Source organism: Microbacterium sp. KKR3/1, assembly GCF_021272365.1.
Lineage (GTDB): Bacteria > Actinomycetota > Actinomycetes > Actinomycetales > Microbacteriaceae > Microbacterium > Microbacterium aurugineum.
Genome location: NZ_JAJSDW010000001.1, coordinates 1,405,153 through 1,431,258, shown reverse-complemented (window position 1 = coordinate 1,431,258; position 26,106 = coordinate 1,405,153). Strand labels below are relative to the sequence as shown.

Below are 26,106 nucleotides of genomic sequence, written 5' to 3'. Positions count from 1 at the left end.
TTCCAGGGAGGGCTGGCACAGGGGGATGTCGGAGAAGACGATCGCACTCGCGCCACGGCGCCGACGTGCACTGGCCGCGACGGTCGACGCAGGAGCCTGGATCGTGGGCATCCTCGCCGCCGTCGTGCTGCGATTCGAGTTCGAGCCGACGCTGGCGGGATGGGCATCCACGGTCGTCCTCGCGTTGACGGCGGCGGCGATCCAGGTGGGCATCGGGTTCTCCCTGCGTTTCTACCTCGGGCGCTTCACCTACGGGTCGTTCGAGGAGGTGCGCAATCTCGCCGCCGCGGTGAGCGTGCTGGCGCTGGTGCTCGCGGTGGTCGTCATCATCCTGGGGCCTTTCATCGGTGTCCCCCGGGGGACCGTCCTGCTCGCCTTCCCCTTCGTGCTCCTGCTGATGTTCGGCGTCCGCTACGCGGCCCGCCTGTTCATCGAACGGTCGCGCAAGCCGGACGACGCCGCGGATCCTGCGGTCGTCATCGGTGCCGGCCACGTCGCCGATACGCTGCTGCACAACGTCACCACCGACCCGTCCTCGCCCATCCGGCCGGTCGGGATCCTCGACGACGATCCGGGCAAACGGCACCTCCGGCTACGGGGCGTACCGGTGCTCGGCCGCACCGATCAGATCGCGGAGATCGCGGCGCGCACGGGAGCGAAGGTCCTCGTCATCGCGATCGGACGCGCGGATGCGGCGCTGCTGCGTCGACTGACGGACGATGCGGAGGCGGCGGGCCTCAGAGTCGTCGTGACACCGACGCTGAGCAGCATGGTGAGCGGCGAGGAATCGCCCGGGGACGTGCGCGACATCAGCATCGAGGACCTGATCGGGCGCCATCCCGTCGACACGAATGTCGAGTTGATCGCCGGGTACATCACAGGGCGCCGCGTTCTGGTCACCGGCGCCGGCGGATCGATCGGCTCGGAGCTGTGCCGCCAACTCGCCAAGTACGGGCCGAGCGAGCTGATGATGCTCGACCGCGACGAGACCGGCCTGCAGATGGCCCAGCTCGGAACGGCGGGCCACGGCCTGCTCGACACCAGAGACGTGGTGCTCGCCGACATCCGCGACAGCGCGGCCCTCTTCGAGATCTTCCGCGACCGCCAGCCCGAGGTGATCTTCCACGCCGCCGCGCTCAAGCATCTGCCCATGCTCGAGCAGTATCCGGACGAAGCCTGGAAGACCAACGTCATCGGCACGCTCAACGTGCTCGACGCCGCACGCGAGGCGGGAGTGAGCACCTTCATCAACATCTCGACCGACAAGGCGGCGAACCCGACCAGCGTGCTCGGGCACTCCAAGCGCGTGGCCGAGAAGCTCACCGCGTGGGCCGGCGAGCAGACCGGGATGCGGTACCTCTCGGTGCGGTTCGGCAATGTGATCGGCAGCCGTGGCTCGATGCTGCCCACATTCCGGTCCCTGATCGATGCCGGAGGCCCCGTCACGGTCACCCACCCGGACGTCACGCGCTACTTCATGACGATCCCTGAGGCCTGTCAGCTCGTGATCCAAGCGGGTGGCATCGGACGCCCCGGCGAGGTCCTCATCCTCGACATGGGGGAACCCGTCCGGATCCTCGATGTCGCCAAGCGGATGATCGCGATGTCGGGAAAGGCGATCGAGATCGTGTTCACCGGCCTCCGCCGCGGCGAGAAGCTGCATGAGGAGCTCGTGGGCGTGCGCGAGGATCTCGAGCGCCCCTTCCACGAGAAGGTCGCCCATACGCGTGCGGATGCGGTCGCTCCCGATGACCTCGACAAGGAGGGCTGGCTGAGTCGTATGTCCGCGCAGCCGCGCGACGACGACAGGGTGACGGTGCATCCGGGGAGCCTGGGGAAGGTCCTCGACACATGAGCGATCGCATCCACATGTCGTCGCCCGACGTCGGCGAGGCGGAGGAAGCAGCGGTCCTCGCGGCGTTGCGCTCGGGATGGATCGCCCCGCTGGGTCCCGATGTCGATGCCTTCGAGGTCGAGATGGCCGAACGCGTCGGCGTCGCGCACGGTGTCGCTCTCAGCTCGGGGACGGCGGCGCTCCACCTCGGGCTGCTCGCGCTCGGAGCGGGCCCCGGTGACGTCGTCGTGACCTCGACCATGACCTTCGCCGCGACGACCAACGCGATCGTCTACACGGGCGCGGAGCCGTATTTCATCGACGCGGACCCGGCCACCGGGAACATGGACGTCGCGCTGCTGCGCGAGGCGTTGCGGAGTCTGCACGCCGCGGGTGAACGGGTCGTCGCGATCGTTCCCGTCGACCTGTTGGGCAAGACCGTCGACTACACGGCGGTCCTCGAAGCTGCCGACGAGTTCGACGTGCCGGTGCTCGCCGATGCGGCCGAGTCGCTCGGGGCCCGCCATCGGGGCCGTGCGGCGGGGAGCTTCGGTCGTGCGTCGATCGTGTCGTTCAACGGCAACAAGATCATGACCACCTCGGGCGGAGGCATGCTGCTCACCGACGACCCGGCCATCGCCGCCCACACGCGCTACCTCGCCACGCAGGCGCGCCAGCCGGTCGTCCATTACGAGCACACCGACATCGGCTACAACTACCGCATGAGCAATCTGCTCGCGGCCCTCGGACGCGCCCAGTTGCGACGACTGGACGAGATGATCGCCCGCCGCCGTGAGATGCGTGCGCTCTATGCGTCGCTTTTCGCCGAGGTGGACGGCGTCGACGTCTTCGGAGCGGAGGGGGACGAAGACGACAACGTCTGGCTCACCTCGATCCTCATCGACCCCGCCTCGACGGGGTGGCAGCCGTCGGAGCTCACCGCGGCACTCGCGGCCGACGACATCGAGAGCCGACCCCTGTGGAAGCCCATGCATCTCCAGCCGGTCTTCGCCGGGGCGAGAGGCGCGATCTCGGGAGCCTCGGAGTCGCTGTTCGCCCGCGGGCTGACGCTGCCGAGCGGCTCGGCCCTGACCTCCGCGCAGCGGACGCGTGTGCTGGACGCGATCCGTCGCTTCGTCGCCGCATGAGCCCTCGCCGACGGCCGTACGACCTGGTGAAGCGCGGACTCGACATCGCCGCCTCCGCGATCGCACTGGTGGTGCTGTCGCCCGTGATCCTCGTGACCGCGATCCTCGTCGTGTTCCGGCTGGGGCGTCCGGTCGTCTTCGCCCAGCCGCGCCCCGGCCGCGACGGGAGGGTCTTCACGCTGTACAAGTTCCGCTCGATGCGCGCGGTCGGTGCGCGCAGCGGACGGGTCAGCGACGCCGACCGGCTCACCCCGTTCGGCGTCCGGCTGCGCGCGACGAGCCTGGACGAGCTTCCGAGCCTGTGGAACGTCCTGCGCGGCGACATGAGCGTGGTCGGTCCGCGCCCGCTCCTGGTGGAGTACCTCGACCGGTACACCCCCGAGCAGGCCAGAAGGCACGAGGTGCGTCCGGGCATCACGGGCCTCGCCCAGGTCAACGGCCGCAACACGATCTCCTGGGACGATAAGTTCGCACTGGACGTCCGCTACGTCGACCGGCGCAGCCTGGGCCTGGATCTGCGGATCGTGATCGCGACGATCGGATCGGTGGTCAGGCGGGACGGGATCTCCGCGGAAGGACACGCGACGATGTCGAGGTTCGGTGAAGACGGTGGCTGACGACATCGTGGTGATCGGCGCAGGAGGATTCGGGCGCGAGACGCTCGACGTGATCGAGGCCGTCAACGCCGATGCAGGCGCACCGCGCTGGCGAGTCCTCGGGGTGGTGGATGACGCCCCCGCCGCGATACACCTCGAACGACTCGCCGCGCGCGGCTACCGCCACCTCGGCGGTGTCGACGCCGCAGAGCGCGTGCTGTCGACGGCCTTCGTCGTCGTCGCGATCGGAGCCCCCGCCGTGCGCGCCCGCGTCGCCGCGCACCTCGAGGCGACGGGCGCGACATCCGCGACCCTGGTGCACCCTCGGGCCGTCCTGGGCTCGGAGGTGACGGTGGGCGTCGGATCCGTCGTGTGCGCGGGCGTGCAGATCTCCACGAACGTCCATCTCGGCCGGCGGGTGCATCTCAATCCCGGGGCGATCGTCGGGCATGACACCGTGCTCGAGGACGACGTCTCGGTCAATCCCGGTGCCGTCCTTTCCGGGGAGGTGCGGGTGTCCGAGCGCACGCTCGTCGGCGCCGGTGCGGTCGTGCTTCAGGGGCTTCGCGTCGGCGCGGACGCGGTGATCGGGGCTGCGGCATGCGTCACCCGCGACGTGTCCGACGGTGTGGTCGTCAAAGGTGTGCCCGCTCGATGACAGCTCAGCGCCTGTGCGTGATGGTCACGAGCTCGTTGACCGCGACCACCTTCCTCCGGGGGTACCTCCGGTTCCTGCGGGACGCGGGGTGGGAGGTGACGCTCGTGTGCAGCGACGGCCCCGGTGCGGTCGAGCTGGCGCAGGAGGCCGGTGTCGCGTTCGAGCCGCTCGAGATGGCGCGCGAACCCTCACCGCTCGCAGACCTTCGCGCCCTGCGCCGGGTGCGGCGGCTGCTCCGGCGGTTGCGTCCAGACGTGCTCGTGTACGCGACGCCGAAGGCCGCGCTCCTCGGAGCGCTCGGCGGCCGCGCAGCGGGGGTGCCACGCCGGGTCTACGAGATATGGGGGCTGCGGATGGAGACGGCGGCCGGTCTGGGTCGTCGGGTCTTCGCAGCGCTCGAATCGCTCACGATGCGCCTCTCCACCGAGGTGATCGCCAACAGCCGAAGTCTGGCCGACCGGGTGGGCGAACTGGGACTGAACGGTACCCGCGAGGTCACCGTCCTCGGAGCGGGGTCGTCGCACGGCGTCGACGCCGTGCACTTCTCGCTCCGAGCCGATGTCCCCGCGCTCGATCGGGACGTCGCCGAGTGGATGGGGAGCGCGCCGGGACCGGTGGTCGGGTTCGTGGGTCGCCTGCACCCGGACAAGGGGATCGACACACTGCTCGCCGCGTTGCGGATCTGTGCGGACAGGGGCCTGGCGGCTCAGCTGCTCATCGTGGGCGGGGACGAGGGAGCGGCTCCGGAGGCGTTCGCCGCCGCCGCCGACACGCGAATCCCGGTGCACACCACCGGCTTCGCCGCGGACGTGCGTCCACTTCTGCGGGCGATGGATGTGCTCGTGCTGCCGAGCCGACGCGAGGGGTTCCCGAACGTGGTGCTCGAAGCGGCGGCGATGGAGGTCCCGGCGATCGTCTCGGATGCGACCGGCTGCGTGGATGCGGTGATCGATGACGTCACCGGGATGATCACGCCGGTCGGGGACGCGGGCGCGCTCGCGGACGCGTTGATCACGCTGCTGCAGGACGGCGAGCGGCGGAGGAAGCTCGGTGCGGCCGCACGGGATCGCGCCGTCGCGGAGTTCGCCCCCGAGACGGTGTGGGCACAGCACTCTCAGCGGTGGGCGGGCTGAGTCCTCTCACCGTCAGCGAGGACCTCGTGCACCAGGGCCGCGTATCGCTCCGCCTTGGTCCGGACATCGACCAGCTGCCGTACCGTGTCCGGGATTCGCTCGCCGACCGCACCGCGCACGAACTCCCGTACCGTCGGGGCGACCTCCGCGGCGGTCCACGCACCACGGGCGACCGTCGTCAGCGTCGCCGAGTCGATCCCCTCCAGGTCCTCGTCGCGGGAGAAGAGCAGCGTGGGGATGCCGAGCGAGACGCTCTCGCGCACCTTGAGCGCCGATGCCACCTCGATCCCCTTGCGGTCGAGCGCGAGGCCGCCCAGGGCGACGTCGAACCCGGCGACGGCTGCGCGGTAGCTCGCGATGTCTCCGGCGATGATGATCTCGACCCTGCTGTCGCGCACCGCCTCGGCGATCACCGACGCCGGAGCCACGAGTCGGAACGTGAACTCCGGGAGGGCGTCGGCGAGGGCGGCCAAACGGTCGAGGCCCTGCCAGGGGGCGGCGTAGCCCACGGAGTACCCGATGACCGGACGATCGTTCTGCGGCACGGGGAGAGCGTGGGCCGGAACCACGATGCCGTTCGGGATCACGGCTCGCGGGCCGGTGATCTCCGCGAAGACGGGCAGGCTGACGAGCGCTCTGGTGACGAACATCGCTCCCCGCACCGCGTGCAGGAGGCGGGAGCGGTACAGCCGGTTGCTCACGGCGGCATAGGCGCGCACGAGGCGGCCGGAGGGGAGCTCGCGGGTGTCGTCGGAATGGATCTCGAGGATCATCGGGAATCTGCGGGCGATGCGCACCAGTGTGCGTGAGGCGAACCCGTAGCGGACGACGACGGCGGCGGGGTGTTCCTCCGCAAGGTGCGTGCGCAGTCGGCGGGCGTCGAGGAACGCCCGCAGCAGCCGGGGTCCCCGCGAGGGCAGCGCCTCGACAGCGGAGGGGAACTCGCCGGGGAGGCCGCGGTCGAGGCAGACGGCGACGGCATCGAGACCCGAATCCCGGAACGCGGTCAGCTGGGCGGCGGTGCGCTCCAGGATCTGCCGGTGCGATCGGAGGTCGAGCAGGTAGACGAAGACGACCCGGGGAGGTGTCGCCGCGGGTTCCGTCACCTTCACAGCGTAGCGGCGCACGTCCGGAACGACTGGATACACCACAATGGAGGGCGTGAGCGCACAGACTCGGTCGGGCACGGTCCGCAGTATCGGAACGCTGCTCACGGGCAGTGTCCTCGCCCAGCTGATCGGACTCGCCACGATGCCGGTGATCAGCCGGATCTTCACGCCGGAGGCGTTCGGCATCCTCGCGTTGTTCCTCTCGGTGAGCTCGCTGGTCGGACTGATCGTCGCGTTGCGGTACGAGTTCGCGATCGTGCTCCCCGAGGGCGACGACGACGCGGTGCATCTGAAGCGGGCCTCGACGCGGATCGCGTTCGCCCTGTCCGCGGTGACCTTCCTCATCACCGTGGTCATCGCCGTGATGTTGGTGCGGTCGGGAGAAACCCCGTGGTGGATCCTGCTGCTCGGTGGCAGCGTCTTCCTGGCGGGGGAGAGCGCCATCCTCTACTTCTGGTTCACACGAACCCGGCGCTACCGCGTGCAGAGCGTGTCGCGGGTGGTGCAGGCGGTCGTCGCCGCCGGTGTGCAGATCGCCCTCGGGGTGACCGTTCTGCCGGGGGCGGAAGGGCTCATCGTCGGTTTCCTCGCCGGACAGGTCGCGGGCGTCGCCATCCTCCTCGTGTTTGACGATTCACGGCGCCGGAACGTCCCGGCCGACCGCGCGCGCACGCTGAGCCTGCTGCACCGCTACCGGAAGCTGCCCCTGCTCAATGCGCCGAACGCGCTCATCGACGCGGTACGCCTCAACGGCATCAACCTGATCATCGGAGCCGGTTCCGTCTCGGCGCTGGGACAGTTCTCGATGGCCTGGAAACTCACGCAGTCGCCCATGGCACTCATCGCGGGTGCCGTGTCGCAGGTGTACTACCAGCGGATGGCGAGCGCCCTGCCCGGCGAACTCCGTCGTGTCGTCGTCTCGGTCACGCGCAACGCCCTGCTGATCGGCGCGGTCCCGTTCGCCGCGCTCGCGCTCCTCGCCCCCGCGATCGTTCCGTGGTTCCTGGGCCCGCAGTGGCAGGAGGCGGGCGCGATCGTGCAGGCGCTGACGCCGTGGCTGTATCTCAACGTCGCCACCGCTCCCTTGTCGAACCTGTTCATCGTGACGGGGCGACAGGGGACCATGCTCGTGTTCGGGGTCGTGTACATGCTGGTGCCGCTGACCATCCTCTGGTTCCTCGGCGCCGACCTGGTCACCGCGGTGTGGTGGATGAGCGGCGCGATGAGCGTGCTGCTCCTGGTGCTGATCGCACTGTCGTTCAGCGTGGCGACGCGTTTCGACGCGAAGCGCTCCGAGGCGCCGCCGGCGTGAGCGCGCCGATCGCGGTCGCAGTCTCCTCGGCGTTGCGCTCCGCATCGAACCATTCCGCCCACACCCGGTGGGGATCGAAGTCCTGCGGATCGGCGAGCACCTGTTCGACGGCATCGGCGACGTCGGAGGCCGTCGCGTCCGATGGAACCAGGACGCCGGAGCCCCGCTCCCGTCCGACGATCTCGCCCGTGGCACCGACATCGGTCGCCACGGCGGGGATGCCGTACGCCGCCGCTTCCATGATGCTCACCGGGACCCCCTCGATGGTGCTCAGATTCAGGAACACATCGGGGGCGGCGTCGCGATGGTGGTCGAGGATCCGCTGGACCGGAACCCGCCCCGCGAGCACGACCTCGAGGTCGGGGAGCTCATCTTTCAGGTCGGTGGCGCGTGCGCGCAGCGCCGCCGACCCCGGACCGTCGCCGAAGTGGGTCCAGGACACCCGCCGACCCCGCCGTGCGAGTTCGGCCACCGAGTCGAGGATCAGTTCGGCGCGCTTCAGGGGGATGACGGAGGAAGCGCTCACGACCCGCACCGTCGATCGCGCGCGGGGCCGGGCGGGAGGCGCCGAAGGGCCGGGGACACCCAGCCGTCGCACTTCGATGCGCGCGGGGTCCATCAGGCCGCGATAGTGCTCGCGTGCATACCCGCGGGCCGCTTCCGAGATCGTCAGCAGCAGATCCGCCTCGGCGAGCACGGCCGGTCGCAGCGGGCGGTAGCCCCCACTCGTATCGTCGAGGTCGTAGCGGTGCACCCGCACGGCGACCGTGTCCTCCGCCGTCGTGAACCAGGGGAGGGCGTACGCGATGTCGACGCCCCAGAAGGCGTACACGGTGAGCGGTTCCGACGGGTGGGTGCGTGCACCGAGCTCGTCGAGTCGTCGGGCGATCGCCATCCCCGTGAGCATCGCACGCACGTCGGCCCTGGCCCGGAACCGGCCGGCCCCGATCGCTTGTCGGGTGACGGTGACCAGGCGACCCAGGCGGCGCAGGCTGAGGGCGCCGCGTAGCGCGCGACCGAAAGTGATGCGCCCGATGCTCCCCAGGTAGGCGGTGTCGGCGGGGAGCGTCGTCGGCGGGATGCCGTCGCCCCAGAAGCTCACTATCCGCACCTCGTCGAAGTGCGCGGCGAGGGCGTCGATCTCATTGCGCACGAACGCCGTGTCGCCCCAGGCATGGGGGAACTGGTGGGTGAGCAGCAGGAGCGTCCGCGTCACGCGCGCGCCCCGTCGGCGTCTGCGGGAAGCGACCCTGTGGCATCCCGTTCCGTCGGTGATGTGGTGCTCAGATACGCACCGATCGCGACGAACACGGCCAGAGCCGCCCAGGTGTGCAGGATCTCGAGGTACGAGCTGTTCATCAGGAGGATCAGCGGCAGCATCAACACTCCGCAGATGAGGGCGAACGACATCGCGCGCTCCGGCGTCCCCGCCTCGCTGCGGCGGAGATGACGGGACCCGACGACGAAGAGTGAGAGCGTCAGCACGACGGCGAGCACGAGCATCAGGATGCCGTACTGGGAGAGGAGCTCGATCACGCCGTTGTGCGGGTTGATGATGCGGAACGTCTGACGCACCGCCGGGGTCCCCTGCGCGTGGATCTCGAACCCACCGGGTCCGGCCCCGAAGAGCGGGTCGACGGCCAGGGTGTCCAGACCGTTCAGCGCGAGGTTCCAGCGCGCGTAGAGCGAGGCGTCGACGGGGATGGTGAGCCCGAGGACCGGGATGGAGTACTGGATGTCGCCCCAGTAGCCGCTGACCACGCGATTCGCGAACACCGAGACCGTGAGGACGGCGCCGAATCCGAGCAGCGCGACCACCACACGGGTGACGAACCTCCGCCAGCGCAGCACCAGCCACACCGCGATGAAGACGAGCATCGCCGCGTAGCCGAATCGGCTGTTCGTCACCACCATGAGCGGGACGGAGCCGACGAGGGCGAGCACGTAGGCCGATCGCAGCCCCTTCGAGCGGGCGAGTGCGTGTCCGACGATCAGGATGGGAAGGGACAGGGCGAGGAACGCCGCATAGTTGTTCGGGTTGAAGAACACCGAGACGATGCCGACGTCGGAGGCGAGCGGATTCACATCCAGATAGCTCACACCGAGGCGGAAGCCGGTGAAGAACTCCAGCACGGCGAGTGCTCCCGTCACGATGAACGTGAGGAGCCACCCGTTCATCAGGAGCCGGAGTACTCCGCGGGTGAGGCGGATCATGCACAGTCCGAGCACCGCCAGCAGCCCGGAGAGCACGGACACGGCCTCGTTGTGGGCCCACGCGGCCCCGAACCGGGTCAGGAGGGTGAGAAGGCTGACGAGCAGCAGGGGGACGGCGAACAACCAGGCAGCGGTGCGCACCGGTCCGACCGGCATCCCCGGGCGGACGTGCATGACCCCGACGGCGAACAGCATCGCCGCGACGAGCGGGAACGGGGAGACCGGCCCGACGATCGGCAGCACCGGGTTCATCGCGGCGACGAGCGGAAGGAGGAAGACGAGGATGCGTGGCAGCAGCCCCAAGCGCGGTTCCGCACGCCTGCGGGTGTGTGGCGGGATCGTCGCCGCACGCGGCACGTTGACGGCCGTCGCCATCTCCACCCCCTGCACCGATCGGACCGCCGGTGACCGTGGTCGAGGCGGGTCGTGCGCGTGGATGCGCTACGCGTCGTTCACGATACCAATCCCGCGGGGTGTGCCCCGTCGCGCCCAGGTAGTCTCGCACTGTGCCGCACGAGTCCGAATCCCCTCTCATCACGGTTCTCATGGCCGAATACAACACGGACCCGGACCTCTTGCGGGGCGCGATCGCATCGATCCTGACGCAGACGGAGACGCGGTTCGAGCTCCTCATCGTGGACGACGGCGGCCGGAACGACGTCCCGGCGATCGCCGCCGAGTTCGCAGATGATCGGATCCGTGTCGTCGGCTATGGGGAGAACCGGGGATTCGTCGCCGCGCTCAATGCCGGCTGGCCGCAGGCACGGGGTCGTTTCATCGCACGGATGGACACCGATGACACGGTGGAGTCGACCTACCTCGAGACCATCCACTCCTTCCTCGCCGAGCATCCCGAGTACGCGGTGGTGTCGGGGCAGGCCGTGGAGTTCTCCACGGACGGACCCGCACTGGTGCACGGGCGACCGGGGGAGGTCACACGGCGTTCGCTCATGCGCGGGGGCGCGCCCATCCACGCGGCGTCGATGATGCGCACGGAGGCGCTCGCCGCGGTCGGCGGGTATCCCGAGTACCGCCGTGCGGAAGACCTGGCCCTGTGGTGCGAGATGCTGCTCGCCGGTGAGCGCATGTACATCGTCCCGGAGGTCGTCTACCACTACCGGGTCGAGGCGGCGGACTTCGCGAAGCGCCGGCTCCGCAACCGGGGGGACGAGATCCGCGTCCGGTTGCACTACTATCCAAGGCTCGGCGCCCGTCCGGCCGAGTACCTGCGTATCGTCAAGTCCGTCGTGAGCGGGGTGCTGCCGACCAGGATGGTGCGATGGTTGCGCGCGCGCATGCACACACGTGCATGATCTGCGGGAACGGTCACCTAGGATTTCAGCGTGAGTGAACTGCGCGATCGGTCTGTTCGTGTGCGGGCCGAGGGGCGTCGGGCACGGCGGCGGCGAATCATCTGGACCATCGTCCTCGTGATCCTCGTCGTCCTCGCTGCGCTCGCCCTGCTCGCGGGGAAGCTCGCATCCAGCGCCCTCTCCACCAGGGACCACGTCGCAGCGGCGATGGACCGTGTGGCGCCGCTGACCGCTGCCGTCACAGCCGGTGACGCGGCAGCCGCGGACGCCGAGCTCGCCGCCATGGAAGCCCGACTCGGCGCCGCACAGGACGAGGTCGACGACTGGACCTGGTCGATGGTCGACTGGGTGCCGAGCGTGGGCCCGAACGTCGACGCGATCCGCGTGGCCACGTCGACCGGGCGCTCGCTCATCGCCGACCTCGCACGCCCGGCGATGCCTCTCGTGCTCAGCGGCCTCCGTCCGTCGGACGGCGCCTTCGACGTCGAGGCGATCCGGCAGCTCACCGCGCTCGTCGAGACCGCCGGTCCGGTCGTCGAGCAGCATTCCCGTGATCTTGCCGACATCGATCGTTCGGCGCTGCTGGGACCCGTGCAGGACGGAATCGCCGGGCTGGATTCGATGATGGCGACGGTGACACCGGTCCTCGAGGACGGCGGGCGGCTTCTCGGTCTCCTCCCGGCCGCGCTCGGAGCAGACGGCCCCAGAGACTATCTGCTCATGTTCCAGGGCAACTCGGAGGCCCGCAGCCTCGGTGGCAACCCGGCGGTGTTCCTGCAGCTGCACGTCGAAGGCGGCAAGATCACGATCGCCGGCTTCGCGAACAGCTCGGACTTCCACAGCGACCGACCGAAGCCGATCATCGATCTCGACCCCGAAGCGGTCGCGATCTTCGGCGACAAGATCGGGCGTTGGTCGCCGGATGTCACCATGCCGCCGGACTTCCCCTCATCCGCGGAACTCGTGCGCGCGTTCTGGGCGGAATCGGTCGGCACACCGGTCGACGGAGTGCTGTCCGTCGACCCCGTCGCGCTCTCTTACATCCTCTCGGCGACCGGGCCGATCGAGCTCGCGACCGGTGACATGCTCAACGCCGAGAAGGCGGTGCCGCTGCTGCTGAACGAGGTGTACTTCCGCTACGAGGATCCGATGGTGCAGAACGCCTTCTTCGCCGACGCCACGGGCAGGGTGTTCGAGGCGCTCACCGCGGGCCAGGGCAACCCCGTGGCCCTGATCGGCGCGCTGCAGCGGGCGGGAGACGAAGGGCGGCTGCTCTATGTCCCCGTGAGCGAGGAGGAAGCAGCAGTGATCGACGGGACGCGCATGTCGGGCTCGATGCCGGACGACAACGTCGACGAAACCGTGATCGGCGTCTACGCGAACGACAACACCGGGTCGAAGAAGAGCTACTACCTCGACATGGCGATCGACGCGTCGTGCGACGCAGGGGAGACGGGCTCCGTCTACCGGGGGTCGGTCGAGTTGACTTCGACGCTCAGCCCCGAGACTGCCGCCACCCTGCCCTACTACATCACCGGCCCCTACTTCGAGCCGCCGCTCATCAGCACCTACGTCGTGCTCTACGGGCCCGTCGGCGGGACTCTGGACTCGGTCGACCTCGACGGTGTCCCGGCGACGATCCTGAGCCAGGGCACCCACCTCGGCCGTCCGGCGGTGAAGGTCGAGGTGCTCAACGACACCCTGAGCACGCACGTGGTCGACTTCTCCTTCTCGTCGACGGATCCGGAGTCCGGGCCGCTGAGCCTCTGGCACACGCCGATGACGCGGGACACCCCCGTCGAGCTGACTGACTCTTGCCGCTGACACGGGCCGGACGGAAGACCGTGATCGATAGGGTGGGGACCGTGACGACGGATCCTTCTGTGCGCGGACGAGAACCGCGGTGGAGGGTCGACGAACACGTCGCGTGGACCGAATCCGAGGGCCGGGTCGTGGTCCTCCCGCTCACCGCACCGGATTCCCCGCCGATGGCTCTGGCCGGGTCGGCCGGTGTCATCTGGTCGCTGCTGGTCGAACACGGGCCGGTGGGCGAGGACGACCTCGTCACGATGATCTCCGAAGAGTTCGAGCTCGACGCACAGCAGGTGCAGCCCGATGTCGTGTCGCTGCTGACCGAACTCCGCTCTCGGCGGGTGGCGTCGTGCGACTGACTATCCTCGTCCGAGGGGGTGACCGGTGACCGAAGTGGCTCTGCGCGCGGCGGAGGCGACCGCTCTCGCCCACGCGATGACGGCGCACATCGCCCGTGAGGCCGGTATCCGTCTGCTGTCGATCAAGGGCCCCGTGGCCGACCACTACGGGCTGCGGGCACCGCGCGTCCCCGCCGACTCCGACGTCTGGGTGGAGCCGTCGCGGTTCTCGGAGATGTGCGAGCGGCTCGAGGCGCGGGGCTGGCACCTTCGTGTCGGCCGCGAGACCCCCGCGCTCCTGCCACAGCACTCCCGCACGTTCATCCACGACTCCTGGCCCTGCGACATCGATCTGCACTGGATGTTCCCCGGGTTCTTCGCCGATGCCTCCGTGGCGTTCGACGCGGTCTGGGAGACGCGTTCGTCGATCGAGGTGGCGCACACCGCGGTGGCCGTGCCGTCCCTCGCCGGATCCGCCGTGATCGGGATGCTGCATGCGTTGCGCAACACGCAGGATGCCCGGCACCGACAGGAGCGCGAGCTTCTCACCACGATGCTCATCGAGCGGTTCTCCGCGTCGGACCGGGCGGAGTTCTCGCGGATCGCCCGGCGCGGCGGAGCGGTCTGGGTACTCCGCGACGTGATCACCCAAGCGGGGCTCGGCGAGGTCGTCTCCGATGCCAGCGAGAACGAGAAGCGCCGGTGGACGCTCTTCCAGGCGTACGTGGAAGACGGTTCGGCCGTCAGCTGGTGGGTGCAGCTGCGCGGAGCCCCGCTGTCGCAGCGGGCGCGGCTCCTGGCCCGGGCGCTCTGGGTGCCGCGCGCGGACGTGCCGCGCAACGACCCGAGCGTGCTCCCGACGCGTGCCGAGGCCTGGCGCTACCAGCGATTGCGGTGGGCGCGGGGCGGGCGAGCGCTCCTGCGGTACTTCCGGCGCGAGCGGGAACGCGAGCGGGTCGACGCGGCGGCTTCGCAGCCCTAGAGGCCGTTCCAGCGGGACAGCGGCCAGAGCACGGCGGTCGCCTTCCCGACGACGGACGCCCGGTCCACCCATCGCCAGCACTCCGGGCCGGCGGTCGCGTCACCCCGGCAGCGGTACGCGGAGTCCGCGGAGTTCCCGCGGTTGTCGCCGAGCACGAGGTATGCGGACTCGGGGACGGTGACCTCGGCGAAGCAGCGCGTCGACGTCGGTGTCGTCCCGCAGTCGAGCTCCCCGGGGGAGAACGGCAGATCGTCGACCACGTAGGGCTCGTCGAGCGGCTGCCCGTCGACGAGGACCGCACCGTCGGCGTCGCAGCACTCGACCGTCTGACCCGTTTCGGCGATCACGCGTTTGACGAGGACCTCGGGACGGATACCCGTCGTCTCGCCGATCCAGTGCAGGGACTCCGAGAACCAGCCCCGTGCGGAGGGGGCATCGGCGTCCCAGCCCTCCCCGGGGCGGAACACGATGATGTCCCCGACCGCGGGGTCGGCCGCGACGTAGGCGAGACGGTTGACGAGGATGCGGTCGCCCGGCTCGAGTGTGGGCGACATCGACCCCGACGAGGGCTGTCCGATGAAGGCCACGATGACCAGGGCGAGCGCGAGCGCGAGCGCGACGTGGAACCACACGCTGCTCCGCAGGCGGCGCCGGCGACGGGGGGCTTCAACGGTCGTCATCGCTCTCCAGCTCGCGTGGTCGGGGGCTGACCCAATACTGTCAGGGAATGGTTCCACACGCCGGGGGAGAAGCCGCGACCGCAGCCGCCACGTCGGGATCCGCAGGCGCCGGCCCGAAACGCCTCATCGTTCCGGACGTGCTTCGCGGGATCGCGATCATCGCGATGCTCGTCGCGCACGCCGCGCCGTTCGTTCCGCACCTGCCGTGGGCGGCGCTGTTCGCCCAGGCCACGCTGAACGCCTTGGCCTCGCCGCTGTTCGCCCTGGTCATGGGGATGTCGGCCGAGCTCCTGCGTCGGCGCGAGGCGAGGGCCGCGACGACGTTGCTCCAGCAGGGCGTGCGCGGCCTGTTCCTGATCCTCCTCGGCGTCTGGATGGCGACGTGGGGCTCGTGGGTCGATGTGATCCTCGGGTACCTCGGTGTGCTCCTCATCATCGGCGCACCGCTCCTGCTCGCCCGGACCCCTGTGCTCGTCGGGATCACCGCCGTGCTCCTGGTGATCAGTCAGCCGGTCGCCGATGCCGCGCGGAACATGGAGGGGCTCGACACGGCGCCGATCCGCGACCTGATGACGTGGACCGTCCTCGGGCAGAACTACCGCGTGATCACGCTGCTCCCGATGTTCCTGATCGGAGCCCTGCTGGTCAGGCACGGTCTTCGACGCGGACCTCTGCTCTGGGTCCTCGCGGCGGTGGCGCCCCTCGCGTATCTGGCCTGGCCCGTGGCGGAACGGCTGGGCGTGACCGGGGTGCGCACGGGCGACTACCTCGACACCCTCCGGGATCTCGCTCTCACGTTCGTGACCGTCGTCGTGGTGGTCCTTGCGGCGACCGTCCGTGGCGACGGCGCTCGGAATTTCTGGACACGACTGTTCGTGCCGCTGATCGCCTGCGGTCAGGTCGCGCTGTCGCTGTATCTCCTCCACGTCGGGCTCATCGCCCTGTGGAGCGGAGATCACGGGCGGCCCGTCGACAACTTCTGGCCGGGCTGGCTGGTGATCGTGCCCGGGATGATCCTGGCCGGATGGCTCTGGTGGAGGTTCATCGGCACCGGTCCGGTCGAATGGGTCATGGGGTGGCTCACCGGTCGCCGTAAGCCGCTCCTCCGGGCGCGCGACCGGTCAGCCTGACCCGCAGCCGCCGGACGCACGAAAGGGCGCCACGACCGGCGTGGCGCCCTTCTTCGCGGCGTGCGGCTCAGAGGAGCGTGATGCCGACGTTCTGCGCGGTCGTGTTGTTGCCGGTCACCGTGTCGCCCGACACGGTGACGGTCATGGTCTGCTGCGGGCCGCCCAGGAGCGTGGTGAGGAGGCTGAGGTCGAGCAGCGTGTCGAGCGTCGTGCCGAGGTTGATGACGATGTTGCCGCCCGACGGGATCGACGGGAGCGTCAGCGTGTAGTTTCCGTCGGCGCCCGCGACGGTCACGCCGGCGACCGGACCGATGCTCAGCGTGAGCAGGGACGGCGTGTACTGGATCACGGCTGTGGCTCCGGCCGAGGAGGCGTCCGGGCCGTTGTTCGTGATCGTCAGGGTGTTGACCGTGTTGACGGTCGCGACCGGGATGCCGAGCGCGGTGAGGTTCAGCGCGATGGGGCCGCTGAGCGCCGGGACGAGATCGTTGTCCGCGACGGAGGCGGCGGCGAGCGGCGTGGCGACGGCGGCCGCGATGACGGGTACCGACCATGCCGCGCCCTTGACGAGCGTGCGGCGCGAGACGCCCTTGTTCTTCTGGATTTCCTCGGTCACGTGAGTGCCCTCCCTGTTCGATGCAGATGCGGTTTCCCGCGGTGTCGTGACGAGGCGACACGATCGTCTGCATCCCCCAGGAGCCCCGTCGTGGACCTCAAGCTAGGGCGGTGGAGAGCGGAGCGAAGGGGGTTTCGGCGAACTTCGCGCACCGTGCGCGCAACCTGCGCGACGTGTGCTTTTCGACTGCGCGGAGCTATGCCCGGCGCGTGGCTCGAAGCGCCCGCGGAGTCGCCTGGTACGCCTCGTCGAGCGCTCGCCGCATGCTCATCGGCGAGTGGAATCCGGCGCGCTGCGCGATCTGATCGATGCTCAGGACGTCGTAGCGGCTGTCCACCAGCAAGGAGTGCGCGAGACGGGCGCGCTGCCGGCGGATCTCGGCCGCGACGCTGTTCCCAGACTCCGAGAACACGAGCTGGAGCTGCCGGAGTGACGACTGCACCTCGTGCGCGACCTGGGCCGGATTGAGCGCAGGATCACCGCACTGCTGAGCGATCACCGCGATCGCCCTCTCGCGCAGCACGGCATGCGGCGAACCTTGGCCGCTGACACCGCCGATCCGATCCAGCAGCACGGCGCCGCTCATCTCCATCACGAGTTGCTCGATGGCGTACTGCTCGATCGCGGATGCCTTGTCGTCCGTGTCCAGGAGGCAGTCGATGAACTGCTGCATCGACGTGTCCAGCAGCCGGCGTTCGGTGTACACGGTGGCGTCGGGAGGCAGCGAAGGCACGAAGGACGCGACCGCCGACCGGGGCACGAGCGCCGCGACGAACCGCCAGGCGCCCGCCCAGCGCAGGCGGCGAGTGATGCCCTGTGCGGCGACGACCAGACCGCCTGCCGTCTCCACCCAGGGTTCGCCGTCGAGTCGCGACCAGAGCGCGTGTGCCTGGACGAAAGCGAAGACCGTGTGGTCGGGGTACGCGGACACGGTGTCGACGTGGAGCTCGGAGGTCCCGCCGTTCGTGCTGAGCAGGATGATCTCGCCGGAGGTGCGCTCCCGGGAACGCAGACCCGGCCGGTCTCCGATCCGCCGCACCCCGTGCGCAGCGAGCGCTCGATCGTCGATGACCTGAGCGGAAGAGCGTGTCACGAGACGTCCCTCCTCGGGGTGTCAGCGTGTGGCAGCGGTGACTCTGTGATGGTGGTGTTCCTACGCCGCCGACCACCTCGTCGTGCGACGGATTCCTTTCCAGCGCGTCGATACAGTGGTGAATTGAATACAGGTTCAATCATCATCGGCCTCCTGTCAACACGGACTGCGAATTCGTGTGGCGAGACGACACGAAGCTCGTCTGCATCCCCCAGGAGCCTCACCTTGCGAGCCACCGTAGAGGCCTCGCTGCAGCTTGTACGGTGATTGGAGCAAAAGCGCGCACTGCGCGTTATTCCTGCGCGTTCTGTGCTTTTTCGAGACCGGATGTGCCGAGACGACTCACGGGCGAGATCGTGGATAGGCTGGCGGTCATGCCCGATCGCTTCCTCGTCACTGCGGTCGGCGTCGTCGTCGAGATCGACGTCTCCCGACGCTCCGCGGACTTCCGTGCCGTGGCCTTCGATGCCTGGGCTGACGCGCGGTATGACGGGCAGGACGCCCCCGCTGCCACTGCCGTCGTCCCCGCGGGCAGCGGCGACGCCGAAGCGCTGTCCGCGCTCTCGACCGAGGTGACGATGAAAGCCCTGGCGCACCGTCGGCGCGATCACGTCTGGATGCTGCACGCCGCCGGGCTCGCTGCGCGTGATGGTCGGGTCGTCGTGCTCAGCGCAGCATCGGGGACCGGAAAGACGACGGCTGCCCGCCATCTGGCACGGCGCTATGCGTACGTCAGTGACGAGACCATCGGCATCGACGATGCCGGCCGTGTCGTCCCCTACCGGAAGCCGCTGTCGATCATCGAGCGTCGCGACGCTCCCAAGGCTCAGATCGCGCTCTCGAGCACGGACCGGGGCCGGGCGCTGCCCGACGACCTCCGCGTGGCGAAGATCGTCGTCATCGATCGCTCGGACGACGGACCCGAAGAGCCCGAGGTGGACCCGCTCGACATCTCGGAAGCACTGGCTCTGTTGGGGCCGCAGACCAGCTATCTCGCCGACGGCCCGGCGCCGCTCCGACGGATCGCCGCGCTGCTCGCGGCGACCGGTGGTGCCGTGCGCGTGCGCTACCGCGAGGTCGACCGCATCGATGCGGTCATCGACGACCTCATGCGCACTCCATCGCGGCCCGTCGATGCTGTCACCGAGGAAACGACATCGCCGGTCATCGGCGCCCCGGAGCCCGGCGGTCTCGTGCGTGCGGAGACCGTCGACGCGCTCGCCCTGGACGGTCGGACGGTGCTGCTGCGACGAACGCCGACCGGGGGGCAGGTCCACGTGCTCGACGGCATCGGACCGGACATCTGGGCGGCCGCGGACGGACGCCCGCTCGAAGGCATCGTGCGGGCCGTCGTGGCTGCGCACGGGGAGCCCGCAGGCGAGGACGCGCACACGATCGTGGAGCGCGCGGTGCGACGACTGCTCGCCGACGGCGTGCTCAGAGCGGTCGACGCATCGCGGCTCTGAGGGTGGATCCGTTCCGGGGCCGGATCAGTCCCCCGACCCCCGGCGGCGCACACCAGGTTCGGGGGTCGCGATGGCCTCCGCCATGGTGTCGTCGTCGCGGCCGTAGCGCTCGTACGCGCCGTAGTACTCGCGGCCGTAGTACGCGGACTCCGCGCCCTTGCGCGGCACCTTGTTCAGCACCACGCCCAGCACCCGGCCCGTGGTGCGGGTGATGTTGGCGATCGCGCGCTGCAGCATGTCGAAGGTGGTCTTGCCGGACGACACGACGATCAGCACGCCATCGGCGCCGGCCGCCAGCACCGCCGCATCCGTCACCGGGAGCACGGGTGGGGAGTCGAGGATCACGATCGCGGTCTTGCTGATCTCGGCGAGGAAGTCGCGCATGCGGTGGGAGCCGAGCAGCTCGCTGGGGTTCGGGGGTACCCGCCCGGCTCCGACGACCGCGAGCGGCATGTCGCGGCTCGGTCGGTGGGCGACGTCCTGCAGCTCCGCGCGTCCCGCGAGGATGTCGGTGAGGCCGAGGTCGGGGGACATCCCGAAGATGTCGGCGATGACGGGCCGGCGGAGGTCGCAGTCGATGAGGATGGCCCACTCACCGGCGGCGGCCAGGCTCGAGGCGAGGTTGACGGCGACCGTCGACTTGCCGTCTCCGGGCACCGAGCTGGTGACCACGATCACCCGCGGGGGGTTGTCGACGTCGATGAACTGCAGATTCGTGCGCAGCTCGCGCATCGACTCGATCGTGTGGTGCGAGACCCCGTGCTGGGCGTCCAGCGAGAAATCGATCACCTGGCGTTCGTCCGACATCGTCTTCTCGAGCGGAAGCGTTCCGATCACCGACACCCCGGTCTCGCGTTCGATGTCGCGCGGGTGCCGCACGCGGCGATCGACCGTGTGCCGGATGAAGGCGTAGATGAGGCCGGCGGCGAGGCCGACGAACGCTCCGATGATCACGGTCAGCCGGGTGTTGGGGGACGACGGAGCGGTGGGCAGGCGTGCCGAGTCGCCCACGATGAGCGTGACCGCCGCCGGTGTGGACGCCGTCCCGCCCTCGAGCGTCTCGATCTCCGCGGCCATGCCGCGCATCCAGGCCTCGGCGAGAGCTTGCGCCTCCTCCGGAGTCGGGCCGGTTGCGGTGACCATCAGTGCCGTGGTGTCGAGCGGGTTCGTGACCGAGACCCGGTCCACGAGCTCTTCCGGCGACTCTTCGAGCGAGAGCTCATCGATCGCGTGCTCGGCGACGGCCCGCCAGGAACCCAGGTTGAGGTAGGACTTCACCCTGCTCTGGGCGAGCTGGTTGCCCACGAGCGCCGCGCCGCTGGTGCCGTCGCCGCCGACCGACGTGACGATTCCGGTCGTGTCGGCGGAGTACACCTTCGGTTGCAGGGCACTCCAGCCGAAGGCCGCTCCGGCTCCGACGACGGTCGCGATCAGGATCACGATCCAGTGGGCGCGCAGAATCCGGATGTAGTCGCTCAGTTCCAACTCTTGATCCCCTCACACATCCCGTGGGGAAGGCGGGATGCACACATGAGAAAGAGCATACGGGGCCGCACGGTCCCGTGCGGAGGGCACGCTCAGCCGATCGCGATGCGCACGAGCCGCTCGACCTCGTCGATCCCGGGCATGAGCTGTGCGCTCGACCGCGCGTAGGTCTCCGCGGAGCGGCGGTAGGGATCGATCACATCGTCGTCCTCCGTGCCCGCCGTCAGGGGTCCGCGCTCTGCGGACAGCAGGCCGAGCACCGCGGCGAAGCGGGCGCGGGGTGTCTCGCCGGCGGACTCCGCGGCCGCCCGGGCGTGCTCCGGGTCCACGATCATGCTCCACCGGGCGAGCTCCCGCGCGGTGAAGGTGCGACGCACGCGGCTCGGCATCATCCGCACGGCGTGGGCGGAATGCTCCCTGGCCATGGTGAGCACCAGGTCGGCGTCGCGCAGCAGCGGCTCCCGGAGATACCGGGCGCGGTGAGCTGCGGCGTCCTCCGCGCGCGCCCCGGCTTCCACCGCGAGGGCCTGCGCGGGTTCGGTCATCGCGTGATCGACGAGGGCGTGCGTTCCGGCGCTGTGCACGCGCACTCCCAGAGGCTCGAGGCGGGCGCGCAGCAGCACTTCGGCCAGCGGGGATCGGCAGATGTTGCCCGTGCACACCGTGAGGATCGTGAGCGGTCCCTCCTGGTCGCCCTCGCCGCCGAGCGAGCCGCCGAGGAAAGGGGCGGCACCGAAGGAGAGGGGAGCGGCGGCGGACTGCTGCCGGCGCCAGCTCCGGCGACTCATCGCGGTGGGCGGGTTCTCCTCGCCTCGCCCGCTCACGACGCCGTCCTCGCATCCGCGCCGCGACGAGCGCCCGCGCCCACGCGCACGAGGAGAACGGCGAGCACGCCGCCGAGAAGCGTGCCCGTGGTGTTCGCGATCACGTCGCTGAGCGTGGGGAAGCGGGAGGGCATGAAACCCTGCACCGACTCGATCACCGCACTCATCAGTGCGCCGATGACGACGATCTGCCAGAGTCGCAGACGCGGCAGTGCGAAGGCGAGCAGCAGACCCACGGGCACGAACAGCGCGACGTTCGCGAGCACCTCCAGCACCACGGCACTCGGGCGGTACGGGGCGATGCCCGCGTCGGCGACCCACCGGGCCATGATGCCGACCAGACCGGTGACCTTCTCGGAGACCGTCGCCGGCAGCCAGACGGTGAACCCCACGAAGAGGAGGTAGCCGACGAGCGCCACCCGTGCGATCAGCACTCCGCCGGGGACGGGGGTGAGGCGGGGGGAAGGCATGCCGTCATGGTAGCCGCGGCGGCTCCTCGATGTTCTCCGCGTCGATCGGGGTCCCGTTCAGATGCTCGATGTAGCGGAGCAGCACTCCTTCGCGCAGCGCCCACGGCGACACTTCGAGCTCCTCCAGTTCGAGCGCGGTCATCGCCACGTGTAGCGACACGGCCGCGGCCACGATCTGGAAGGTCCGGTCGGGGGTGATCCCCGGCAGTTCCTGTCTGGCCGACGCGGGAAGGCGCGCGAGCCGGGGAATCCACGAGCCGAGCGACGCCCGCGGCAGCAGCATGCGTTCGCTCCCCGACCATCCCGGCGCCGGATAGCCGACCAGGCGGGCGAGCGAGCGGATCGCCTTCGAGGAACCCACCACGTGATCGGGGCGGGGGAGGGCGACGAATCGGGGCAGGACGGTCGCGATGGTCGCCTCCGCGTGCGCGCGCAGTCTCTCGACGTCCGCCTCGCCGGGCGGGTCGTTCGGGAGGTACTGCACCGTCATGCGCCCGGCTCCGAGGGGCACGGACGCGGCGGCGTCGGGCATCTCCTCCGCTCCGGCCGCGATCTCCAGAGAGCCGCCGCCGATGTCGAGCAGCAGCAGCTGTCCGGCCGACCAGCCGAACCAGCGCCGCACGGCGAGGAAGGTCAGCTCCGCCTCGGTCTCGCCGTCGAGCACCTGCAGGGGTTGCCCCAGAGCGGCCTCGATGCGGGCGATGACTGCCGCGCCGTTGCGGGCGTCACGCACCGCGCTGGTCGCGGTGGCCAGGAGGGCGTCGACCCGCTCGGCCTCGGCGACGCGGCGGGCCTGAGTGACCGCGGTCTCGAGCGCCTGCACGCCCTCATCCGAGATCGCGCCGTCGGGTGTGAGGTAGCGCATGAGGCGCAGCACCGTCCTGTCGCTCGTCGTCGCGAGCGGACGTCCACCGGGGCGGACGTCCGCCGCCAGCATGTGAACGGTGTTTGATCCGATGTCGAGGACTCCCAGGCGCACGGAAAGAGACTACTCGCGCCCGGATACGATGTACTGCGTGACCACCGTCGACCCCACGCTGCCGCTGTCGCCCTATCGGGAGATCGGGCGCGCGGAGTGGGCGCGTCTCGCCGCCGGGCTCGATCAGCCGCTCACCGAGACCGAGGTCGTCGAACTCCGCGGTATCGGGGATCGACTGTCCCTCACCGAGGTGCGCGAGGTGTACCTGCCGCTGAGTCGTCTGCTCAGCCTGTACGCGACTGCGACGAAGCGTCTGGGCGCCGCCACCTCGTCGTTCCTGCAGGAGGACGACACGACGACGCCCTTCGTCGTCGGCGTCGCGGGCTCGGTCGCGGTCGGCAAGTCGACGATCGCCCGTCTGCTGCGCGAGCTGATGAGCCGCTGGCCCGGCACCCCGCGAGTGGAGCTGGTCACCACCGACGGCTTCCTCTATCCGAACGCCGAACTCGAACGCCGCGGCATCATGGACCGCAAGGGCTTCCCGGAGTCGTACGACCGGCGTGCGCTGATCGAGTTCCTGACCGAGGTGAAGAGCGGGGCCACCGAAGTGCGCGCGCCCTTCTACTCCCACATGCGCTACGACATCGTCCCCGACGCGAACGTCGTGGTGCGTCGCCCCGACGTCGTCATCGTCGAGGGGTTGAACGTGCTGCAGCCGCCGCCCGCCCCGAACGACGTCGCGGTGAGCGACCTGTTCGATTTCTCGATCTTCGTCGATGCCGAGACCTCGCACATCGAGAAGTGGTACGTCGATCGCTTCCTCGCTCTGCGGCAGGCGGCGTTCAGCAACCCCTCGTCTTATTTCAACGTGTTCGCCCATCTCACCGATGAGGAGGCGATCACGACCGCCCTCGGGTATTGGAACGAGATCAACATGCCCAACCTCGTCGAGAACGTGATGCCCACGCGACACCGGGCGCGACTCGTGCTGCGCAAGGGCGCCGACCATGACGTCGAGAGCGTGCTGCTGCGCAAGCTCTGAAGAGCACACCGACCGAAATATTGTTCGGACGACTCGCAAAAATCCCGGCTTACTCTTGTTCGCATGTGTGGAATCGTCGGATACGTGGGCCCGCGCCCCAGCCAGGACATCCTTCTTGCCGGCCTCGCCCGCCTCGAGTACCGCGGCTATGACTCCGCGGGCGTCGCCGTGATCGACGGTGACGGATCCCTCGGCATGCGGAAGAAGGCGGGCAAGCTCGCGAAGCTGCGCGACTCGCTTGCCGACGCGCCGCTCCCCGACGGGTCGACCGGTATCGGTCACACGCGCTGGGCGACGCACGGCGGACCGACCGACGTCAACGCCCACCCGCACCTGGCCGACGACGACAGGCTCGCCGTCATCCACAACGGCATCATCGAGAACTTCTCGGCCCTGCGCGAAGAGCTGCTCGCTGACGGTGTGGTGTTCCGCAGCGAGACCGACACCGAGGTCGCAGCCGCCCTGCTCGGGCGTGAGTACGCCGGCAACGGCGGAGACCTGCAGCTCGCCTTCCGCAACGTCGTGAACCGCCTCGAGGGGGCGTTCACGCTTCTCGCGATGCACCAGGACCACCCGGGCCTCGTGGTCGGCGCCCGCCGCAACTCGCCGCTCGTGATCGGTCTCGGAGAGGGCGAGAACTTCCTCGGCTCCGACGTGGCCGCCTTCATCGAGCACACGCGCAAGGCCTTGGCGATCGGCCAGGACCAGATCGTCTCGATCACCCCCGATTCCATCAGCGTCATCGACTTCGCCGGCACCCCGGTCGAGCCCGAGCCCTTCGACGTCTCGTGGGACGCCGCCGCCGCCGAGAAGGGCGGATGGTCGAGCTTCATGGCCAAGGAGGTCTCCGAGCAGCCCGAGGCCGTGGCGAACACGATCCGCGGCCGCATCCAGGACGGCCAGGTCGTCATCCCCGAGCTCGACGGCCTCGACGACCTCTTCACCGGGATCAACCGCGTCATCATCACCGCGTGCGGCACGGCTTCGTACGCGGCCCTCGTCGGCAAGTATGCGATCGAGCAGTGGGCGCGCGTCGCGGTCGACGTCGAGCTCGCGCACGAGTTCCGCTACCGCGATCCGGTGATCGGCGCCGACACCCTCGTCGTGTCGATCAGCCAGTCGGGCGAGACCATGGACACCCTGATGGCCGTGAAGTACGCCCGGGAGCGAGGCGCCCGCACGCTCTCGATCTGCAACACCCAGGGTGCGACCATCCCGCGCGAGTCGGACGCCGTCGTCTACACCCACGCCGGCCCCGAGGTCGCGGTCGCCTCGACCAAGGCGTTCTCGGCGCAGATCACCGCCCTGCTGCTGCTCGGCCTGCACATGGGGCGCGTGCGCGGCACCGTGGCAGACGCCTCGACCGACGTCGCGGAACTCACCGAGCTGCCCGCGAAGATCGCCGAGGTCCTCGAGAGCGAGCAGGAGCACGTCACCCAGCTCGCCGGATGGATGGCCGACACCCGGTCGGTGCTGTTCCTCGGTCGCCACGTCGGCTTCCCGATCGCCCTCGAAGGTGCGCTCAAGCTCAAGGAGATCTCCTACATCCACGCGGAGGGCTTCGCCGCGGGCGAGCTCAAGCACGGTCCGATCGCGCTGATCGAGCCGGGGCAGCCCGTGTTCGTGCTGGTGCCGTCCCCGCGTCACTCCGCGCTCGTGCACTCGAAGGTCGTCTCGAACATCCAGGAGATCCGTGCTCGCGGTGCCCGGGTGATCGTGGTGGCCGAAGAGGGCGATGCGGCCGTGCTGCCGTTCGCCGACGAGGTCATCCACATCCCGCTCGCCGGAGCGATGTTCGAGCCGCTGCTCTCGGTCGTGCCGTTGCAGATCTTCGCGATGGCGCTCGCGACCGCGAAGGGCCTGGACGTGGACCAGCCCCGGAACCTCGCGAAGTCCGTCACAGTCGAGTAAGTCCGGCTTCGAATCGCCCAA

At 69.6% G+C, this 26,106-nt stretch carries 24 protein-coding genes; 14 read left to right on the top strand and 10 right to left on the bottom strand.

Annotated elements, in window-relative coordinates; translation table 11 throughout:
- Nucleotides 1-25: 25 nt before the first annotated feature.
- Genes LVJ59_RS06845 through LVJ59_RS06825 form a run of 5 tightly spaced genes read left to right on the top strand, consistent with a single transcriptional unit; the run spans nucleotide 26 to nucleotide 5,369 of the window.
- Nucleotides 26-1,855: a nucleoside-diphosphate sugar epimerase/dehydratase gene (locus LVJ59_RS06845; RefSeq protein WP_232762466.1), complete on the top strand. Its 1,830-nt coding sequence runs from the start codon at nucleotides 26-28 to the stop codon at nucleotides 1,853-1,855.
- Nucleotides 1,852-2,982, top strand: a complete 1,131-nt coding sequence (locus LVJ59_RS06840; protein ID WP_232762465.1) for a DegT/DnrJ/EryC1/StrS aminotransferase family protein — start codon at nucleotides 1,852-1,854, stop codon at nucleotides 2,980-2,982. Before LVJ59_RS06845 ends, LVJ59_RS06840 begins: the two co-directional genes overlap by 4 nt.
- Entirely contained in the window at nucleotides 2,979-3,599 is a 621-nt protein-coding gene (locus tag LVJ59_RS06835; RefSeq protein ID WP_232762464.1) for a sugar transferase, read from the top strand. Before LVJ59_RS06840 ends, LVJ59_RS06835 begins: the two co-directional genes overlap by 4 nt.
- Nucleotides 3,592-4,236: a NeuD/PglB/VioB family sugar acetyltransferase gene (locus tag LVJ59_RS06830; protein ID WP_232762463.1), complete on the top strand. Its 645-nt coding sequence runs from the start codon at nucleotides 3,592-3,594 to the stop codon at nucleotides 4,234-4,236. The genes LVJ59_RS06835 and LVJ59_RS06830 overlap by 8 nt, the downstream gene beginning before the upstream one ends.
- Nucleotides 4,233-5,369: a glycosyltransferase family 4 protein gene (locus LVJ59_RS06825; protein ID WP_232762462.1), complete on the top strand. Its 1,137-nt coding sequence runs from the start codon at nucleotides 4,233-4,235 to the stop codon at nucleotides 5,367-5,369. The genes LVJ59_RS06830 and LVJ59_RS06825 overlap by 4 nt, the downstream gene beginning before the upstream one ends.
- Here LVJ59_RS06825 and LVJ59_RS06820 read toward each other — a convergent pair.
- Nucleotides 5,351-6,475 (bottom strand): hypothetical protein, encoded by a 1,125-nt coding sequence (locus LVJ59_RS06820; RefSeq protein WP_232762461.1) that lies wholly within the window; start codon nucleotides 6,473-6,475, stop codon nucleotides 5,351-5,353. The two genes, LVJ59_RS06825 and LVJ59_RS06820, sit on opposite strands and share 19 nt — an antisense overlap.
- A 55-nt stretch (nucleotides 6,476-6,530) precedes the next feature.
- On the opposite strand from LVJ59_RS06820, the gene LVJ59_RS06815 reads away from it, so the two are divergent.
- Nucleotides 6,531-7,790, top strand: a complete 1,260-nt coding sequence (locus LVJ59_RS06815) for a lipopolysaccharide biosynthesis protein (RefSeq protein ID WP_232762460.1) — start codon at nucleotides 6,531-6,533, stop codon at nucleotides 7,788-7,790.
- Here LVJ59_RS06815 and LVJ59_RS18060 read toward each other — a convergent pair.
- Both LVJ59_RS18060 and LVJ59_RS06805 read right to left on the bottom strand, forming a co-directional pair.
- Nucleotides 7,738-9,006 carry a glycosyltransferase gene (locus LVJ59_RS18060; protein ID WP_232762459.1) on the bottom strand — a complete coding sequence of 423 codons (1,269 nt, stop codon included), beginning with the start codon at nucleotides 9,004-9,006 and terminating at the stop codon, nucleotides 7,738-7,740. The two genes, LVJ59_RS06815 and LVJ59_RS18060, sit on opposite strands and share 53 nt — an antisense overlap.
- Entirely contained in the window at nucleotides 9,003-10,379 is a 1,377-nt protein-coding gene (locus LVJ59_RS06805; protein ID WP_232762458.1) for an O-antigen ligase, read from the bottom strand. The genes LVJ59_RS18060 and LVJ59_RS06805 overlap by 4 nt, the downstream gene beginning before the upstream one ends.
- Before the next feature lie 131 nt (nucleotides 10,380-10,510).
- Between LVJ59_RS06805 and LVJ59_RS06800 the strand changes: the two genes are divergently transcribed.
- From LVJ59_RS06800 to LVJ59_RS06785, 4 genes are read left to right on the top strand one after another with little or no spacing between them, the layout of a single operon-like run.
- Entirely contained in the window at nucleotides 10,511-11,317 is an 807-nt protein-coding gene (locus tag LVJ59_RS06800) for a glycosyltransferase (protein ID WP_232762457.1), read from the top strand.
- A 30-nt stretch (nucleotides 11,318-11,347) separates the two neighbouring features.
- Nucleotides 11,348-13,141 (top strand): DUF4012 domain-containing protein, encoded by a 1,794-nt coding sequence (locus LVJ59_RS06795; protein WP_232762456.1) that lies wholly within the window; start codon nucleotides 11,348-11,350, stop codon nucleotides 13,139-13,141.
- 41 nt (nucleotides 13,142-13,182) lie between these two features.
- Nucleotides 13,183-13,488, top strand: coding sequence for a PqqD family protein (locus tag LVJ59_RS18055; protein ID WP_232762455.1), 306 nt, complete (start codon nucleotides 13,183-13,185; stop codon nucleotides 13,486-13,488).
- A 25-nt stretch (nucleotides 13,489-13,513) separates the two neighbouring features.
- Nucleotides 13,514-14,449 carry a nucleotidyltransferase family protein gene (locus LVJ59_RS06785; RefSeq protein ID WP_232762454.1) on the top strand — a complete coding sequence of 312 codons (936 nt, stop codon included), beginning with the start codon at nucleotides 13,514-13,516 and terminating at the stop codon, nucleotides 14,447-14,449.
- On the opposite strand, the gene lepB is transcribed toward LVJ59_RS06785, so the two are convergent.
- Nucleotides 14,446-15,129, bottom strand: coding sequence for a signal peptidase I (gene lepB / locus LVJ59_RS06780; protein WP_232762453.1), 684 nt, complete (start codon nucleotides 15,127-15,129; stop codon nucleotides 14,446-14,448). The two genes, LVJ59_RS06785 and lepB, sit on opposite strands and share 4 nt — an antisense overlap.
- A gap of 47 nt (nucleotides 15,130-15,176) precedes the next feature.
- On the opposite strand from lepB, the gene LVJ59_RS06775 reads away from it, so the two are divergent.
- Nucleotides 15,177-16,259 (top strand): heparan-alpha-glucosaminide N-acetyltransferase domain-containing protein, encoded by a 1,083-nt coding sequence (locus tag LVJ59_RS06775; RefSeq protein ID WP_232762452.1) that lies wholly within the window; start codon nucleotides 15,177-15,179, stop codon nucleotides 16,257-16,259.
- A 67-nt stretch (nucleotides 16,260-16,326) separates the two neighbouring features.
- Here LVJ59_RS06775 and LVJ59_RS06770 read toward each other — a convergent pair whose 3' ends face one another.
- Nucleotides 16,327-16,875, bottom strand: coding sequence for a hypothetical protein (locus tag LVJ59_RS06770; RefSeq protein WP_232762451.1), 549 nt, complete (start codon nucleotides 16,873-16,875; stop codon nucleotides 16,327-16,329).
- A gap of 196 nt (nucleotides 16,876-17,071) precedes the next feature.
- The gene (locus LVJ59_RS18050; protein WP_232762450.1) at nucleotides 17,072-17,968 is read right to left on the bottom strand and encodes a helix-turn-helix domain-containing protein; all 897 of its coding nucleotides are present in this window, start codon (nucleotides 17,966-17,968) and stop codon (nucleotides 17,072-17,074) included.
- 374 nt (nucleotides 17,969-18,342) lie between these two features.
- On the opposite strand from LVJ59_RS18050, the gene LVJ59_RS06760 reads away from it, so the two are divergent.
- Nucleotides 18,343-19,434 (top strand): hypothetical protein, encoded by a 1,092-nt coding sequence (locus tag LVJ59_RS06760; protein ID WP_232762449.1) that lies wholly within the window; start codon nucleotides 18,343-18,345, stop codon nucleotides 19,432-19,434.
- Between the two features lie 24 nt (nucleotides 19,435-19,458).
- On the opposite strand, the gene LVJ59_RS06755 is transcribed toward LVJ59_RS06760, so the two are convergent.
- From LVJ59_RS06755 to LVJ59_RS06740, 4 genes are all read right to left on the bottom strand, one after another.
- Nucleotides 19,459-20,919 carry a polysaccharide biosynthesis tyrosine autokinase gene (locus LVJ59_RS06755; protein ID WP_232762448.1) on the bottom strand — a complete coding sequence of 487 codons (1,461 nt, stop codon included), beginning with the start codon at nucleotides 20,917-20,919 and terminating at the stop codon, nucleotides 19,459-19,461.
- A gap of 92 nt (nucleotides 20,920-21,011) precedes the next feature.
- Nucleotides 21,012-21,743, bottom strand: coding sequence for a low molecular weight phosphatase family protein (locus tag LVJ59_RS06750; RefSeq protein ID WP_232762447.1), 732 nt, complete (start codon nucleotides 21,741-21,743; stop codon nucleotides 21,012-21,014).
- Nucleotides 21,740-22,213 (bottom strand): VanZ family protein, encoded by a 474-nt coding sequence (locus tag LVJ59_RS06745; RefSeq protein WP_232762446.1) that lies wholly within the window; start codon nucleotides 22,211-22,213, stop codon nucleotides 21,740-21,742. Before LVJ59_RS06745 ends, LVJ59_RS06750 begins: the two co-directional genes overlap by 4 nt.
- 4 nt (nucleotides 22,214-22,217) lie before the next feature.
- Entirely contained in the window at nucleotides 22,218-23,192 is a 975-nt protein-coding gene (locus LVJ59_RS06740; protein ID WP_232762445.1) for a Ppx/GppA phosphatase family protein, read from the bottom strand.
- Nucleotides 23,193-23,220: 28 nt separating this feature from the next.
- Between LVJ59_RS06740 and coaA the strand changes: the two genes are divergently transcribed.
- Nucleotides 23,221-24,174, top strand: a complete 954-nt coding sequence (gene coaA / locus LVJ59_RS06735) for a type I pantothenate kinase (RefSeq protein ID WP_134353110.1) — start codon at nucleotides 23,221-23,223, stop codon at nucleotides 24,172-24,174.
- A gap of 63 nt (nucleotides 24,175-24,237) precedes the next feature.
- Nucleotides 24,238-26,085 carry a glutamine--fructose-6-phosphate transaminase (isomerizing) gene (gene glmS, locus LVJ59_RS06730; RefSeq protein ID WP_047524759.1) on the top strand — a complete coding sequence of 616 codons (1,848 nt, stop codon included), beginning with the start codon at nucleotides 24,238-24,240 and terminating at the stop codon, nucleotides 26,083-26,085.
- Nucleotides 26,086-26,106 lie beyond the last annotated feature (21 nt).

Coding starts and splice junctions, on each gene's coding strand:
- LVJ59_RS06825 (WP_232762462.1), top strand. CDS start 4,233: ATGACAGCTCAGCGCCTGTGCGTGATGGTCACGAGCTCGTTGACCGCG.
- coaA (WP_134353110.1), top strand. CDS start 23,221: ATGTACTGCGTGACCACCGTCGACCCCACGCTGCCGCTGTCGCCCTAT.
- LVJ59_RS06805 (WP_232762458.1), bottom strand. CDS start 10,379: ATGGCGACGGCCGTCAACGTGCCGCGTGCGGCGACGATCCCGCCACAC.
- lepB (WP_232762453.1), bottom strand. CDS start 15,129: ATGACGACCGTTGAAGCCCCCCGTCGCCGGCGCCGCCTGCGGAGCAGC.
- LVJ59_RS06840 (WP_232762465.1), top strand. CDS start 1,852: ATGAGCGATCGCATCCACATGTCGTCGCCCGACGTCGGCGAGGCGGAG.
- LVJ59_RS06745 (WP_232762446.1), bottom strand. CDS start 22,213: ATGCCTTCCCCCCGCCTCACCCCCGTCCCCGGCGGAGTGCTGATCGCA.
- LVJ59_RS06775 (WP_232762452.1), top strand. CDS start 15,177: ATGGTTCCACACGCCGGGGGAGAAGCCGCGACCGCAGCCGCCACGTCG.
- LVJ59_RS06760 (WP_232762449.1), top strand. CDS start 18,343: ATGCCCGATCGCTTCCTCGTCACTGCGGTCGGCGTCGTCGTCGAGATC.
- LVJ59_RS06835 (WP_232762464.1), top strand. CDS start 2,979: ATGAGCCCTCGCCGACGGCCGTACGACCTGGTGAAGCGCGGACTCGAC.
- LVJ59_RS06845 (WP_232762466.1), top strand. CDS start 26: ATGTCGGAGAAGACGATCGCACTCGCGCCACGGCGCCGACGTGCACTG.
- glmS (WP_047524759.1), top strand. CDS start 24,238: ATGTGTGGAATCGTCGGATACGTGGGCCCGCGCCCCAGCCAGGACATC.